The organism is Streptomyces melanogenes (assembly GCF_014649795.1).
Lineage (GTDB): Bacteria > Actinomycetota > Actinomycetes > Streptomycetales > Streptomycetaceae > Streptomyces > Streptomyces noboritoensis.
Map to the genome: position 1 here is coordinate 77,497 of NZ_BMTS01000003.1, position 13,432 is coordinate 90,928.

Below are 13,432 nucleotides of genomic sequence, written 5' to 3' on the forward strand. Positions count from 1 at the left end.
GCGCTCCCGCGGCTACCTCGGCGGGCTTGCCGCCGTCACGTTGCGGTACGCGATCTCCGCCAGCCTGCCCTGCCCGTCCTTGCTGGGGTGGAACCAGTCCCAGTGGCTCAGCTGGTCGTCGGTGAAGCGGTAGTCGAAGACCGCGCCCCCGTCGTAACGGCAGTAACGGTCCTTCGCGCACACGTCTTTGAGCGCCTTGTTGTACGCCACCACCCGCGCGTACACCGCGTCACGCCGCTCGACCGCCGCCGCCCCCAGGTCGTCCGCGTCACTCAACATGGACTGACAGATGCCCAACTTCCAGATCTGCTTGCCCAGGGCGTTCCCCCGCCCCTCCGACCAGAGGCGCTTGAGATCCGGCACGCTCGACACGTACACCTGCGTCTTGGGCAGGGTGGCGCGCAGCTGGCGCAGGGACGTCTCGAAGCCTGCCCGGAAGGAGGCCACCGACGTCATGCCGTCGACCGAGTCCCGGCAGGCGTCGTTGCCGCCGACCATCACCGTGACCAGCTCGGGGCGGTGGGCCGCCGCCCGGGTCAGCTGGCCGGGGATGTCGGACATCCGGGCGCCGGTCTTGGCGTAGTTCCAGCTGCGGGCGGCCGCCTGGCCGGCGCCCAGCAGCCGGGTGGCCAGCGAGCGCACACCGTGGTCGCTGCCGGTCGCCCAGGACGCCTCGGGGCAGTCGGAGAGGACCATGCAGGCGTCGAAGCCCCGCGTGATGGAGTCGCCCACGGCCGCGATCGACGCGGGGCGGGGGTTCCAGTGGGAGGTGGGCGTCGGCGACGGCTTGGGGGCCGCTCCGGCGCGGTGCCCGGCGGATGGTTCAGAGCTGGTGCACCCCGCCGTGACGGCGAGGGTCACCGCCGTGAGAGCGGCGGCGGCAGCGGTGCGGCCCCGTGCGGAGCGGCTTCGGCGCGTCGGCAACGTCCCCTGGTCCATCCCCTGGTCCCCTCCCTCGGGTGCCCCTGGCGTCCTGGCGAGTGAAAGCTTCGTGTTTCCCGGGCCCAGGACCGACCGTACGACACCTTTCTGTCTGCTCCGCGCGGTAGCTTTGGCCCGTCCAGCCAGAGGAACCACGCCAGACGGCTCCGGTAAATTACATCACGTCACATACTGTCCCCATTCAGGAGATTAACTCCCGATGCTGTTTACTGTTGAACCCCGGGGCAGAATGTCAGGTGCTGTCCTGACCGAGACCGGTAGGGGCGCGAGGCCGCTGGGGAAGGCGAACCTCGAACCGCACTGGAGGTCCCGGTGACGACACGTGGAGTTCTGTACATCCACTCCGCCCCCCGCGCGCTGTGCCCGCACGTCGAGTGGGCCGTGGCCGGGGTGCTCGGTGTGCGCGTCCAGCTCGACTGGATCCGCCAGCCCGCCTCGCCCGGCACCTGGAGAGCGGAGTTCTCCTGGCAGGGCGAGCCCGGCACCGCCTCGAAACTCGCGTCCGCCCTGCGCGGATGGCAGATGCTGCGGTTCGAGGTCACGGCAGAGCCGTGCGCCAAGGCCGAGGGCGAGCGCTACAGCGCCACGCCCGACCTGGGGATCTTCCACGCGGTCACCGGCATCCACGGCGACATCCTGATCCCCGAGGACCGGCTGCGGGCCGCGCTCGCCCGCTCGGTGCGCGGCGAGACCGACCTGGAGGCCGAGATCGCCCGCCTGCTCGGCAAGCCCTGGGACGACGAGCTGGAGCCGTTCCGGTACGCGGGCGAGGGAGCCCCGGTCCGCTGGCTGCACCAGGTCGTCTGACCTACGACGCGTAACGAGGAGGGCCCCCACCGCTCGGTGGGGGCCCTCCTCGTTACGTACGTACGCCTCAGACGGAGCGGAACGCCAGCACGACGTTGTGCCCGCCGAAGCCGAACGAGTTGTTGATCGCGGCGATCGACCCGGACGGCAGCGCGCGCGGCTCGCCGCGCACGATGTCGGCCTCGACCTCGTCGTCGAGGTCGTCGACGTTGATGGTCGGGGGCGCGACCCGGTGGTACAGCGCCAGGACCGTCGCGACGGTCTCGATGCCGCCGGCGCCGCCGAGCAGGTGCCCGGTCATGGACTTGGTCGCGGAGACCGCGATGTGGTCCATGTCGTCGCCGAGGACCTTGCGCAGCGCCTTGATCTCGGCGACGTCGCCCTGCGGGGTGGACGTCGCGTGCGCGTTGAGGTGGACGACCTCGGAGGCCTTCAGGTCCGTGGAGTCCAGCAGGTTCTGCAGGGCCGCCGCGACACCCCGGCCGGTCGGCTCGGGCTGCGCGATGTGGTGGCTGTCGGCCGACAGACCCTGGCCCAGCACCTCGCAGTAGACCCGGGCGCCGCGCGCGGCGGCGTGCTCGGCCGACTCCAGGACGACGACACCGGCGCCCTCGCCGAGGACGAAGCCGTCCCGGGCCTTGTCGTACGGACGCGAGGCCTGCTGGGGGTGGTCGTTGTTCTTGGACATCGCCATCATGTTGGCGAACGCCGCGACCGGCAGCGGGTGGATGGCCGCCTCGGTGCCGCCGGCGACCACGACGTCGGCGCGGCCGGTGCGGATCATCTCCACGGCGTAGCCGATCGCCTCGGCGCCCGACGCACAGGCGGAGACGGGGGTGTGGACGCCCGCGCGGGCGTTCACCTCGAGACCGACGTTGGCCGAGGGGGAGTTCGGCATCAGCATCGGGACGGTGTGCGGGGAGACGCGGCGTACGCCCTTCTCCTTCAGCACGTCGTACTGGTCGAGCAGGGTGGTCACACCGCCGATGCCGGAGGCGATGACCGTGCCGAGCCGCTCGGGGGCGATCGGCTGGTCCTCGCCGGCGGGGGCGGTGTAGCCCGCGTCGGCCCAGGCCTCCTTGGCCGCGATCAGCGCGAACTGCGCCGAGCGGTCCAGCTTGCGGGCGAGCGGGCGGGGCAGTACCTCGCCCGGGTCGACGGCGGCGGTGGCGGCGATGCGGACCGGGAGGTCGGCGAAGCGCTCGCCCTCCAGGGGCCGGACGCCGGAACGGCCCGCCAGCAGACCTTCCCAGGTCGAGGCGGAGTCGCCACCCAGCGGTGTGGTTGCGCCGATACCGGTGACGACCACGGTGCGATTGGTCGAGCTCACAGGAAATTTCTCCACGGTGTAAGGGGGGATCAGCGGCGCCACCGCCGGGTGGCGGCAGTCACGCGGAACTGAGTCCGGGACTGATTCCGGGGGTACCGGATCAGGCCTGGTGCTTCAGGATGTAGTCCGCGGCGTCGCCGACGGTCTTCAGGTTCTTGACGTCGTCGTCCGGGATCTTGCACTCGAAGCGCTCTTCGGCGGCGACGACGACCTCGACCATGGACAGCGAGTCGACGTCCAGGTCGTCCGTGAAGGACTTGTCCAGCTGGACGTCCTCGACGGGGATACCGGCGATCTCGTTGACGATCTCGGCGAGACCCTCGAGGATCTCCTGCTCAGTGGCGGCCATGTGGCGCTCCTTCGGTTTTTTACGGGTTTATGGGCATCCGGAAGATCCGGTGTGCCTAGGGGAGGGTAACGACCGTCGCGGCGTAGACGAGACCCGCCCCGAAGCCGATGACGAGCGCGGTGTCGCCGCTCTTCGCCTGTCCGGTCGCCAGGAGCCGCTCCATCGCGAGCGGGATCGAGGCGGCCGAGGTGTTGCCGGTGGTCTCCACGTCACGGGCGACCGTGACGTGCTCCGGCAGCTTGAGGGTCTTCACCATCGAGTCGATGATCCGCATGTTGGCCTGGTGCGGAATGAAGACGTCCAGGTCGTCCGCGGTGATTCCGGCCGCGTCCAGCGCCTGCTGGGCGACCTTCGCCATCTCGAACACGGCCCAGCGGAACACCGCCTGGCCCTCCTGCGTGATCGCGGGGAACTTGCCGGAGCTGTCGTACTCGGTCCACGGCACGGTCTGCTTGATGGTCTCGGACTTGTCGCCCTCGGAGCCCCAGACGGTACGGGCGATGCCCGGCTCGTCCGCGGGGCCGACCACGACCGCGCCCGCGCCGTCACCGAACAGGAAGGCCGTCGCGCGGTCCTCCAGGTCGGTCAGGTCGCTGAGCCGCTCGACGCCGATGACCAGCACGTACTCGGCCGAACCCTCGACGATCATGCCCTTGGCGAGGGTCAGGCCGTAGCCGAAGCCCGCGCAGCCCGCGGAGATGTCGAACGCGGCCGGCTTGACGGCGCCGATCTTGTCCGCGATCTCGGTGGCGACGGCCGGGGTCTGCTTGAAGTGCGAGACCGTGGAGACGATCACACCGCCGATCTGCTCGGGGGTGAGACCGGCGTCCGCGATGGCCTTGCCCGCGGCCTCCACCGACATCGCCGTCACGGTCTCCTCGTCGGAGGCCCAGTGCCGGGTGGAGATGCCGGAGCGGGAGCGGATCCACTCGTCGGACGAGTCGATCTTCTCCAGGATGACCTCGTTGGGCACCACCCGGGTCGGGCGGTAGCCGCCGACGCCCATGATCCGGGCGAACGGCGCGCCCTTGCTGGGCTTGATCTTCGACATGCGCTGCGGCTCCTTATTCGGCGCCCGCCGCGTCAGCGGCAGGTGTCCCGGTCTCGGCGATGAGCGCGCGGGCCGCTTCGAGGTCGTCCGGGGACTTCAGGGCGACGGTCTTCACACCGGGCAGCGCGCGCTTGGCCAGGCCGGTCAGGGTGCCGCCGGGGCACACCTCGATCAGCGCGGTGGCGCCCAGCTGCTGGAACGTCTCCATGCAGAGGTCCCAGCGGACCGGGTTCGAAACCTGGTTGACCAGGCGGGCCACGATCTCGGCGCCGGTGGCGACGGTCTTGCCGTCGGCGTTCGAGACGTACGTGAGCCTCGGGTCGGCGATGTCCAGCGAGCGCGACGCCTCGTCGAGTGCCGCGACCGCGGGGGCCATGTGGTGCGTGTGGAACGCGCCGGCCACCTTCAGCGCCACGACCTTGCGCACACCCTCGGGCTTGTCCGCCGTCAGGGCGGCCAGCTGCTCCAGGGTGCCCGCGGCCACGACCTGGCCCGCGCCGTTCACATTGGCCGGGGTGATGCCGAGCTTCTCCAGGTGCGGGAAGACGACCTCGGGGTCGCCGCCGAGCAGCGCCGCCATACCGGTCTCGGTGACGGAGGCGGCATCGGCCATGGCCAGGCCCCGCTTGCGGACGAAGCCGAGCGCGGCCTCCTGCGTGAGCACCCCGGCGTACGCGGTGGCGGTGATCTCGCCGACGCTGTGGCCGGCCACCGCGCCGGGGGTGATGTCACCCAGTGCCGCGGCGGAGAGCAGCCCCGCGGCGACCAGCAGGGGCTGGGCCACGGAGGTGTCGCGGATCGCGTCGGCGTCCGCCTGCGTGCCGTAGTGGACAAGGTCGAGCCCGATGGCGTCGGACCACACGGCGAGCTGGTCGGCGGCGCCGGGGAGGTCGAGCCAGGGAGTCAGGAAGCCGGGCGTCTGAGCGCCTTGGCCGGGAGCGACGAGTACGAGCACTCTCACACTCTCTCTTGTGGACGGCCCTGCTCGCCCGTGGGGACAGGGACGAAGAACCGTCGGGGGAATTGTGGGTGTCCGACAAAAGTCTAGGACTGCGGATCTCCGTCGGCCAGACGCCCCAGGATCAGGGCGATCCGGAGCGTGAAGGCGGAACGTACATCGGAGGGCGACCAACCGGTGACGTCCGTCACACGTCGTAGCCGGTAGCGCACGGTGTTGGGGTGCACAAAGAGCATCCGGGCCGCGCCCTCCAGGCTGCTCGCCTGCTCCAGATAGACGCTCAGCGTCTCCAGGAGCGCCGAGCCCGCCTCCTCCAGCGGTCTGTAGATCTCCTCCACCAGCTGGTCGCGCGCGGCCGGATCGGAGGCGATCGCGCGCTCCGGCAGGAGATCGTCCGCCAGAACGGGCCGGGGGGCGTCCTGCCAGGCCGAGCACGCCTTGAGTCCGGCGGCGGCGGCCTGTGCGGAGCGGGTGGCGGCAAGCAGGTCGGGGACGACCGGGCCGGCCACCACGGGACCGGCCGCGTACGGCCCGATCAGGGCCTTGGCGACCTGGAGCGGGTTGTCGCTGCCGCCCGCGATGACGACCAGGCGGTCGCCGAGGACGCCGGTCAGGACCTGGAGCTTGGCGTGCCGGGCGGCCCGCCGGATCGCCTCGACGGTGAGTTCGCTGTCGCCGTCGGGGGCGGTGCCCAGCACTACGCACACGTGCTCGGGAGAATTCCAGCCGAGCGCGGCGGCCCGCGACACGGCGCCCTCGTCGGCCTCCCCGGAGAGCACGGCGTTGACGACCAGCGACTCGAGGCGTGCGTCCCAGGCACCGCGTGCCTCGGCGGCCTGGGCGTACACCTGGGCGGTGGCGAAGGCGATCTCGCGGGCGTAGACCAGCAGCGCCTCGCGCAGGATCGACTCGTCGCCGGGCGCCGCGACCTCCTCGATCGCGGTCTCCATGACCTCGATGGTGGTGCGCACCATCTCCACGGTCTGGCGCAGGGTGATGGCCCTGGTCAGCTCGCGGGGCGCGGTCCCGAAGACGTCGGTGGAGATGGCCTGCGGGGTGTCCGGGTGCCGGAACCACTCGGTGAAGGCCGCGATGCCGGCCTGGGCGACCAGACCGATCCAGGACCGGTTCTCCGGCGGCATCGCCCGGTACCACGGCAGCGTCTCGTCCATGCGGGCGATGGCGTTCGCGGCGAGCCGGCCGGAGGACTGCTCAAGGCGCTTGAGGGTCGCGGCGTGCGGATGGGCGGCGTTCGGCGGCTGCGGCGATTCGGGTTCGGGCACGGGGACAAGACTGCCTTATCAGGACGGGTGCGTGCCCTGCCGGGGGTTCGGGGCGCCCGGCAGGCCCTACCGTGGACCCCGTGATTTCCGTGAGGCGAGCCCGCGAGCGCTACCGGGGCGGTGACGCGGCGGCGGGCATCGAGTCCCTGCACGCGCTGTCCTTCGGCGGTTTCTACGACCCGGACAACCTGCGCTTCGGCCCGGTCCTGGCCTGCAATGAGGAGCGGCTCGCGCCGGGCGCGGGCTTCGACGAGCACCCGCACAGCCACACCGAGATCGTCACCTGGGTGGTGGAGGGCGAGCTCACCCACCGCGACTCGACGGGCCGCGCCACGGTCGTACGGGCGGGGGACGTCCAGCACCTCAGTTCGGCCGGAGGCGTCCGCCACGAGGAGCGCAACGACGGCACGGTCCCGCTGGTCTTCGTCCAGATGTGGCTGGCCCCCCGGCAGCCCGGCGGCACCCCGTCGTACGAGATCGTCCGCGGCATAGCCGACTCCACGCCGTACGCGGTGCTGGCGGCGGGGGCGATGCTGTACGTCCGCCGTCTGGCACCGGGCGAGCGCACGGCGGTGCCCGACGCCCCCGGCGTCTACGTCCACGTGGTACGCGGCGAGGTCACCCTGTCCTCCCAACACCTCTTCCCGGGCGACTCGGCAAGACTGACGTCGGAGACGGGCGTGGATGTGGTGGCGACGACCCGGGCGGAAGTGCTGTTCTGGGAACTGAACGAAACGTAGGCGGGGGCCCGGGGTTTGTCTGCGGGTGTGTGGTGGGTTGCTCGCGCAGTTCCCCGCGCCCCTAAATGCGCCCCTTCGGGGCGCTCCTGTTAGGGGCGCGGGGAACTGCGCGACCAGTCGGGGACGGCCCGCAGCCGACGAACCAGGCCGCCCGCCAGAGGGCTTTCGGGAAGGGGCGGGGTGGGGGGAACTAACCCAGTTCGGCCAGCACCGCATCCGTAAACGCGGGCCACGCCCCCACCGCCCACGCCCCGAACGCCCGATCCGTCAGAGCGACACACGCCACCGACGCCTCAGGGTCCACCCACAGAAACGTCCCGGACTGCCCGAAGTGCCCGAACGTACGCGGCGAGGACGAAGCCCCGGTCCAGTGCGGGGACTTGGAGGCGCGGATCTCGAACCCCAGCCCCCAGTCGTTGGGGCTCTGATGCCCGTACCCCGGCAGAACCCCCTTCGTCCCCGGATACTGCACCGTCATAGCCTCGGCAACCGTCATCGGATGCAGCAGCTGCGGCGCCTGCACCTCCGCCGCGAACCGCACCAGATCGTCGACGGTCGAGACGCCGTCCTTCGCGGGCGAGCCGTCGAGCGACGTCGACGCCATCCCCAGCGGTTCGAGGACGCCCTCGCGCAGATAGTCCGCGAACGGGATCCCGGTCCGCTTCGCGATGTGGTCGCCCAGCACCTCGAACCCCGCGTTGGAGTAGAGCCGCCGCTCCCCGGGCGCCCCCATCACCCGGTGCTCGTCGAAGGCGAGCCCCGAGGTGTGCGCGAGCAGATGCCGTACGGTCGAGCCCTCCGGCCCCGCGGGCTCGTCCAGCTCGACGGCGCCCTCCTCGTACGCGACGAGCGCGGCGTACGCGGTGAGCGGCTTGGTGACGGAGGCGAGCGGGAAGCGCTGCCCGGTCGGGCCGTGCGCCCCGGCGACGGTGCCGTCCGCACGGACGACGGCGGCAGCCGCGTGCGGCACGGGCCAGTTCTCGGTCAGCGCCAGGCTCTTCATGCGCACGAGCCTAAACGGTCCGCCGGGAATTACCGCTTGCTTGGAGTGCACTCCAACGTTCTAGCGTGGGGGCCATGACGGTGATCGAGAGCATCCCTGTGAAGTCGACGGTCGTGGACCTGTGCAAGACCCGCCCGCTGCACCCGCGCCCCGACGGCCAGGACCGCTACACGATCAGCGAGGTCTCGGCCCTCAGCGGCCTCACCGCGCACACCCTGCGCTGGTACGAGCGGATCGGTCTGATGCCGCACGTGGACCGCTCGCACACCGGGCAGCGGCGGTTCACCAACAAGGACCTCGACTGGCTGGCCTTCGTCAGCAAGCTGCGGCTGACCGGGATGCCGGTCGCGGACATGGTCCGGTACGCCGAGCTGGTCCGCGAGGGCGAGCACACCTTCGACGCCCGGCAGGAACTCCTGGAGCAGACCCGGCGCGACGTGATCACGCGCATGGCAGAACTCCAGGACACGCTCGCCGTCCTCGACCACAAGATCGACTTCTACGCGGACGCGAGGCGGGCGTCGGAGAGGGCCTGACCCGGGGCCGCGCCCCAGACCCCCTGTCTGTCTGCGGACCGTGCTGGGTTGCTCGCGCAGTTCCCCGCGCCCCTGAATGCGCCCCTCCGGGGCGCCCAGGGGATTGCCGCGCAGCGGCATCTTCAGGGGCGCGGGGAACTGCGCGACCAGCCACAGACCAGCCTGCAGACAAACGGGATCCGGCCCGCAGCCGCGACGGCACCGCCGCCGCCAGCATCGCCGTCTGGTGCCAGCACAGGATCGTCATCGCGGACAGGTTGACCACCACGACCGGCGCCCACAGCGCGGGCCTGCGCAGCAGCTTGGCGATCCGCTCCCGCAGCAGCACGGCCGCGCCCGACTGGGCCGCCGCCAGCGCGAGGACGAGCAGGGACGGCGGGTGCGAGTTGGTGCGGGCCTCGCCGGGCACGCCGACCATCGACGCCGGGTAGTGGAAGACGACCAGCAGGACGGCGAAGAGCGCCGCGCCACCGACGGCCAGCAGCCACCCGCCGCGCCTGCCGATCCGCTTCTCGCCCCAGCTGACGCCCAGTTGGTACGCGAACAGCCAGCCCGGCAGGACGTTCAGGACCGACAGCCAGGAGGGCATCGCGTCGGTGTACGGCCCGTAGCGCAGGAAGTCGACGACGGCGACCGCGCCGAGCAGCGGCGCCGCCGCCCACCCGCCGAGCCTGCGCGCCGCACGCACGCAGTACGGCGTGAGCGCGGTGACCACCGCGTACACCCCCACGAACCACAGCGGCTGGATCACCAGGGTCGAGGCGGTACGCAGGGTGGTGCCGGGCACCCCGGCCGCGTACAGGACCGGGAGCAGCGTGGCCCACACCGCCGTCACCCCCAGCACCGGCTGTCCGAGCCGGGCGAGGCGCCCCTTCAGCCAGGCCCCGGCCGGGCCCCGGTGGCGCCGGTAGGAGAGGACCGAGGCGTACCCGCCGACCAGGAAGAAGATCCCCAGCATCTGGAGGATCCAGCTGACCGGGGCGAGGCCGCCGAAGGCGGTGAGCGGGCTGGCGTTGTGCAGCGCGCCGCCGCCGTCGCGGGTGAGACCGCCGAGCAGCCAGTGCCCGGTGGGCACGGCGAGCAGCGCGAGGGCCCGCAGCCCGTCGAGCGCCCGGTCGCGGTGGGCGGGCGTCCGGGCCTCGACGGCGGCCGAGAGGCGGGCGAGCGGCCCGGACATCACACCTCACCCGTCGCGATGGCGGCGAACTGCCGCAGGGAGGCGGTGCCGGGAGCGAAGTACCCGGTGTGCCCCCGCGCGTCGGAGGCGTCCACGCGCCGCGCCCCGAAGTCCGGACCGGCGGGGTCCTCCCCGTGCCCCATCCCGAGGAACCGCACGTTCGGTACGTACGAGATCCAGTCCGACGGGTCCTTGGCGGCCCACACCCGCGCGCCGGTGCCCAGGTCGGCGGCGGTGTCGGCGTGCATGCCGGGGGAGCCGAGCACGACGATGTCGGAGGCGACGACGCGTGGGGCGGCGAGGCCGCACACGACCGAGCCGTAGCTGTGGCAGAACAGCGCCGGGTCCGGGAGCCCGACGGCCGCCAGGCCCTCGGTGAACCGGGCGAGCCGGGTCGCACCCGCCTTCGCCAGGTCCTCGGTGACCGCGTCGACGCCGAGGCCGACGGGGGTGGTGTACCCGGTCCAGGCGACGACGGCGGTACGCCCCCCGGTGGCGGCCCGCAGGGAGGAAGCCATCCCGGCGGGGGTGCCGTAAGGATCGCTGTCGCGGTCGAAGTTACCGGCGTCGATGTCCGACCCCGGTACGACGACGGACACATGCTCGGCGCCCTCCAACTCCCCGTACACCTCGGCCACCTGCCCGCGCCCGCGCGGGTCGAAGGCGAGGATGCGGTGCCCGGACCCGGCGAGCCGGTCGTAGCGGGGATCGTGCGCGGCGGCGAGGGCGAGCCGATTGCCCTGGTACCGGAGACCGACCGGGGCCCCGTCCAGATTCCCCACGATCAACGGATGCCGCCGCACGAGCTCCTGGCACTGCGACTGGCTCAACCCGGCGAAGAACAGCGCCACTTCGCGCGGCGAGGCGGTGGCCGGGTCGGGCAACGGCCGCCCGAGCACGGTGTCGGCCACCCACTCCCCGGCCCCCGGCGGCGGCCCCACCACAGCCTGCTGACTCCCGGCCGAGGCCCACCCGGCGGTCCCCGCGACGGCGGTAACGGCCAACGCGGCGGCGACGAGGGTCCTCCTGAAGCGACGCATGCTGCGGTCCTGCCTTTCCTCGCGGGTGTGTGGCGTTGCGAGGAGGAAGGTAGGAAGGGGGTGGGTATCGGGGCGTCACACCGGGGTGCCAAGTGGGGGTGGTACTGGGGTAGGGGGTGGTGCAAATTCAGCCCCTCCGGCGTTTGAGGAGCGGGGTCCGGGGCGGAGCCCCGAAAGCGGGGTGCAGGGGCCGCAGGCCCCGCAACGGGGTCCGGGAGCACCCCTCCTCGCCGCCGCCCGCCCAAGGGCTACGCCCCGGGCGACACCAGCCCCGACTCGTACGCGAAGATCACCGCCTGCGCCCGGTCCCGCAACCCCAGCTTCGCCAGAACCCGCCCGATATGCGTCTTCACGGTCTGCTCCGCCAGGACGAGCCGCCCCGCGATCTCCTGGTTGGACAACCCCCGGGCGATCAGCTCCAGGACCTCCGTCTCCCGCGGCGTGAGCCCGCGCAGCCGCAGCGCCGGATCCTTGCGCACAGCCGGCCGCTGCCGGGCGAAGTCCGCGATCAGCCGCCGCGTCACCGAGGGCGCGAGCAGTGCCTCCCCCGCCGCCACCACCCGTACCGCCGCGATCAGATCCGCCGGCGGCGCGTCCTTCAGCAGGAACCCGGACGCCCCGGCCCGCAGCGCCTCGTACACGTAGTCGTCCACGTCGAACGTCGTCAGCATCAGGACCTTCGGCCGGTGGACGACCCCGGGCGGCGGGTCGAGGAGCTCGCGTGCCGCCGCGAGCCCGTCCATCTCCGGCATCCGGACATCCATGAGCACCACGTCGGGATGCGTACGCCGGGAGACGTCGATGCCCTGCCTGCCGTCGGGCGCCTCGCCCACCACGTCGATGTCCGCCTGCGCGGAGAGCAGCGCGGCGAACCCCGCCCGCACCATGGCCTGGTCGTCGACGATGATCACGCGAATGGTCAACGGGTGTCCTCTGAACGGTCGGAGCCGGTGGAGCTGTCGGAGAGGGGCGTACGCAGGGGCAGCCGGGCCGCGACCCGGAAGCCGCCGTCCGGCAGCGGCCCGGTGTCCAGCGTCCCGCCGGTCAACCGTACGCGTTCGCGCATCCCGACCAGCCCGTGCCCCGTCCCGCTGGTCTCCAGGGCCGAACGGGGCTCGGCGGCGGGCCCGTTGACGACCACCACCAGCAGGTGCGTGCCGTCCGAGCGGACCGAGACGCGCGTCGTCGCGCCCGGCGCGTGCCGGACGACGTTCGCCAGCGCCTCCTGCACGATCCGGTACGCCGAGAGGTCCACGGCGGGCGGCAGCGGCGGCAGGTCCGCCGACAGCGCCAGCTCGGCGGGCACCCCGGCCCGTACCGTCGCCTCGACCAGCTGCTGCACCCGGTCGACGCCCGGCTGCGGCGCCCGCTCGCCCTCGCTCCCGTCGCTGCGCAGCACCGCCAGCAGCCGCCGCATCTCGCTCAGCGACTCCCGCGCGCTCGCCGCGATCGTGGAGAACTCCTCCCGCGCCTCGGCGGGCAGGCCCTGGATGCGGTACGGCGCGGAGTCGGCCTGCACGGTGATCACGGACATGTGGTGGGCGACCACGTCGTGCAGCTCGCGGGCGATCCGGGCGCGCTCCTCAAGGAGGGTCCGCTGGGCGTGCTCGGCCTCGCTGATCGCCTCCTGCTCGGCGAGCAGGCGCTCCGCCTCGCCCCGGCCGCGCAGCGCGCCGGTGAGCAGCAGGGTCGCCCCGCTGAGCACGGACATCAGGACGTGGATGGTGGTCGCGGACGTCGCGTACGCCGGTTTCATCGCGGCGAGCGCCACCCCGGCCGCGCCGGTCGCCAGCCAGACCGCGACGAGGGTGCGGGGCGCGGCGCGCAGCCCCAGGCACGCCATCAGCAGCACATAGCCGACGATCACCATCGGCGTCCACGGCCAGGGCCGCCCCTCCATGCCCTGGGTGCCCGAGAGCACCACCGCGCCCACCACGTCGGCGGCGAACACGATCCACCAGGCCCGCAGCGGCCGGGCCACGGCGAGCAGCAGCGGCGCGGTCTGCGCCACGGCGAGCGCCCCCGCCCAGCCGCCGGGCGCCTTGTAGTCGTGCAGCAGCACGGTGACGGTGATCGGCAGCAGCGCCACGACGAAGCAGGCGACGACGGCGTACGGGAGTCGGCGTTGCCATCTCTTGGGCGCGCGGCCGAACAGCGGCTCGGCGGGCCCGCCGAGGGAGCGGAGGCTGGTACTCATGGCGTGATCAGCCTAAGGG

The 13,432-nt window shown here is 72.4% G+C and carries 14 protein-coding genes; 3 read left to right on the forward strand and 11 right to left on the reverse strand.

All coding sequences use genetic code 11. The features are described from left to right. Positions 1-12: 12 nt before the first annotated feature. Positions 13-939, reverse strand: a complete 927-nt coding sequence (locus tag IE252_RS07370) for an SGNH/GDSL hydrolase family protein (protein WP_190088506.1) — start codon at positions 937-939, stop codon at positions 13-15. Between the two features lie 315 nt (positions 940-1,254). Here IE252_RS07370 and IE252_RS07375 point away from each other — a divergent pair, with 315 nt between their 5' ends. Next, entirely contained in the window at positions 1,255-1,749 is a 495-nt protein-coding gene (locus IE252_RS07375) for a DUF3145 domain-containing protein (protein ID WP_101388175.1), read from the forward strand. A 67-nt stretch (positions 1,750-1,816) separates the two neighbouring features. Here IE252_RS07375 and fabF read toward each other — a convergent pair whose 3' ends face one another. The 5 genes from fabF to IE252_RS07400 all read right to left on the reverse strand — a co-directional run bounded on the left by fabF (position 1,817) and on the right by IE252_RS07400 (position 6,720). Continuing rightward, entirely contained in the window at positions 1,817-3,079 is a 1,263-nt protein-coding gene (gene fabF / locus IE252_RS07380; protein WP_190088507.1) for a beta-ketoacyl-ACP synthase II, read from the reverse strand. Between the two features lie 100 nt (positions 3,080-3,179). Beyond that, positions 3,180-3,428, reverse strand: a complete 249-nt coding sequence (locus tag IE252_RS07385) for an acyl carrier protein (RefSeq protein WP_190088508.1) — start codon at positions 3,426-3,428, stop codon at positions 3,180-3,182. Between the two features lie 55 nt (positions 3,429-3,483). Then, positions 3,484-4,479, reverse strand: a complete 996-nt coding sequence (locus IE252_RS07390; RefSeq protein WP_190088509.1) for a ketoacyl-ACP synthase III — start codon at positions 4,477-4,479, stop codon at positions 3,484-3,486. Between the two features lie 13 nt (positions 4,480-4,492). After that, on the reverse strand, positions 4,493-5,434 hold the full coding sequence (locus IE252_RS07395; protein ID WP_190088963.1) for an ACP S-malonyltransferase: 942 nt from the start codon (positions 5,432-5,434) through the stop codon (positions 4,493-4,495). Positions 5,435-5,523: 89 nt separating this feature from the next. Further along, positions 5,524-6,720, reverse strand: coding sequence for a PucR family transcriptional regulator (locus IE252_RS07400; protein ID WP_190088510.1), 1,197 nt, complete (start codon positions 6,718-6,720; stop codon positions 5,524-5,526). An 80-nt stretch (positions 6,721-6,800) separates the two neighbouring features. Between IE252_RS07400 and IE252_RS07405 the strand changes: the two genes are divergently transcribed. Further along, a complete protein-coding gene (locus IE252_RS07405; RefSeq protein WP_190088511.1) occupies positions 6,801-7,460 on the forward strand; it encodes a pirin family protein in 660 nt (219 codons plus the stop codon). Positions 7,461-7,650: 190 nt separating this feature from the next. Here the strand turns inward: IE252_RS07405 and IE252_RS07410 are convergent, their stop codons facing one another. Then, positions 7,651-8,469, reverse strand: coding sequence for a serine hydrolase domain-containing protein (locus IE252_RS07410; protein ID WP_190088512.1), 819 nt, complete (start codon positions 8,467-8,469; stop codon positions 7,651-7,653). A gap of 68 nt (positions 8,470-8,537) precedes the next feature. On the opposite strand from IE252_RS07410, the gene IE252_RS07415 reads away from it, so the two are divergent. Then, entirely contained in the window at positions 8,538-8,999 is a 462-nt protein-coding gene (locus tag IE252_RS07415) for a MerR family transcriptional regulator (protein ID WP_190088513.1), read from the forward strand. On the opposite strand, the gene IE252_RS07420 is transcribed toward IE252_RS07415, so the two are convergent. The 4 genes from IE252_RS07420 to IE252_RS07435 all read right to left on the reverse strand — a co-directional run bounded on the left by IE252_RS07420 (position 8,905) and on the right by IE252_RS07435 (position 13,413). Continuing rightward, a complete protein-coding gene (locus IE252_RS07420; protein WP_229848085.1) occupies positions 8,905-10,176 on the reverse strand; it encodes an acyltransferase family protein in 1,272 nt (423 codons plus the stop codon). The two genes, IE252_RS07415 and IE252_RS07420, sit on opposite strands and share 95 nt — an antisense overlap. Beyond that, complete coding sequence (locus tag IE252_RS07425) at positions 10,176-11,216, reverse strand: alpha/beta hydrolase (protein ID WP_190088514.1); 1,041 nt, start codon at positions 11,214-11,216, stop codon at positions 10,176-10,178. Before IE252_RS07425 ends, IE252_RS07420 begins: the two co-directional genes overlap by 1 nt. Positions 11,217-11,464: 248 nt before the next feature. Continuing rightward, positions 11,465-12,139 (reverse strand): response regulator, encoded by a 675-nt coding sequence (locus IE252_RS07430; RefSeq protein WP_190088515.1) that lies wholly within the window; start codon positions 12,137-12,139, stop codon positions 11,465-11,467. Further along, positions 12,136-13,413, reverse strand: coding sequence for a sensor histidine kinase (locus IE252_RS07435; protein WP_190088516.1), 1,278 nt, complete (start codon positions 13,411-13,413; stop codon positions 12,136-12,138). Before IE252_RS07435 ends, IE252_RS07430 begins: the two co-directional genes overlap by 4 nt. Between the last annotated feature and the right edge of the window lie 19 nt (positions 13,414-13,432).